Raw genomic sequence first — 1,380 nt, forward strand, 5'->3', positions numbered from 1 at the left:
GGCGGCGGCACCGGGGCGGACCGCGGCGACGCTTCGGCGACGGGCCCGACCCCGGGCAGGGCGTCGGCCGGGACCGGCGCGGGCACCGGCACCCGGCCCCCCGTCGGGAGCAGTCGGCCGCCCACCCGGCGCCGCACCCCCCGCACCAGTCGCCCGGCGGTGAACGTGGCGCCGTGCACGAAGCGCATCGACGGCCCGAAGGAGGGGGCCGCCGGCAGGCCGGCGAAGAACAGCCCCGGGCGCGAGGACTCGAAGTGGGACCCCAGCTCGGGCGCCCCCGTGCCGCGCACCCGGCGCACCCCCACCCGCAGTTCCGGGGCCAACCAGCCAAGCCGGTTGACGTCCGGCACGAAACCGGTGGCGGCGATCACGTGGTCGGTCTCCACCGTCTCCACCGGCCCGTACCCCGAGGGGCCGGTCAGCCGCAGCCGCAGTCGTTCGCCGACGGGCTCGGCCGTCACCACCTGCCGGCGCAGCCGGATCGGCAACCGGCCGATCACCCGGTCCCGCAGCCACCAGGCGCCGGCCGGGCCGAGCGCGGTGGAGGCGATGTGCGTGCGCATCGCCGTCGGCAGCAGCCGCACCGCGCCCGGCGCCTCCGACCACACCCAGCTGCTCCAGCCGGTGCCCAGCCCGCTGTGCGGCTCGCGCAGCGTCTCGCGCAACCCCCGGCGCAGCGGCTGCGGCGGGGTGTTCCAGCGCAGCGCCGAGGCGCGGGCCACGACCGTGGGGCGGGCACCGTTCTCCAGCAGCAGCGCCGCCGTCTCCAGCGCGGCCTGACCGCCGCCGATCACGGTCACCTCGCGGTCCCGGAAGTGCGCGAGGTCGGCGTGCGAGCTGCTGTGCGAGGCCAGGTGCGGGGAGAGGCCGCGCAGCGCGTGCGGGAGGTGCACGAACGGCATCACGCCCGCCGCCACCACCACGGTCCGGGTGGTGAACAGCTCGCCGTCGGCCGTCTCCACCCGGTAGCCGCCGGACATCGGCGCCACGGAGACCACCAGCCGCTCCTCCACGGCGGGCTGCAACCGTCCGGCGAACCACATGCCGTAGTCGGTGAAGGTGGAGATCGGCAGCGGCACACCGTGATCGGCGCGCAGACCGCGCTCGGCGCACCAGGCGGTCAGGGTGTGGGCCCCGGCCGGGTCGGAGAGGTTGGAGGACCAGGGTTCGGACTTGAGGAACATGCCGCCGGGCATGTGGTCCCGCCAGGAGGCCATGGGCCGGCCCAGGACCCGCAGGTCCAGTCCGGCCGCCGCCGCGTGGGCGGCGATGGACAGTCCGTAGGGGCCTGCGCCCACCACTACCAGGTCGTGCATCGGATCAGCCGCTCTCTTTCGGGGGTCGTCGGTGCCGGGGGGCATCGGGCGGAAGTCGGGGGTT

1 protein-coding gene is annotated in these 1,380 nt (G+C 76.4%); it reads right to left on the reverse strand.

From position 1 onward, the window contains the following. On the reverse strand, positions 1-1,316 hold a 1,316-nt coding region (locus FOE67_RS25765), incomplete at its 3' end, for an NAD(P)-binding domain-containing protein (protein WP_182667227.1). Positions 1,317-1,380: the final 64 nt, after the last annotated feature.

Source organism: Streptomyces calidiresistens (assembly GCF_014141525.1).
Taxonomy (GTDB): domain Bacteria; phylum Actinomycetota; class Actinomycetes; order Streptomycetales; family Streptomycetaceae; genus Streptomyces; species Streptomyces calidiresistens.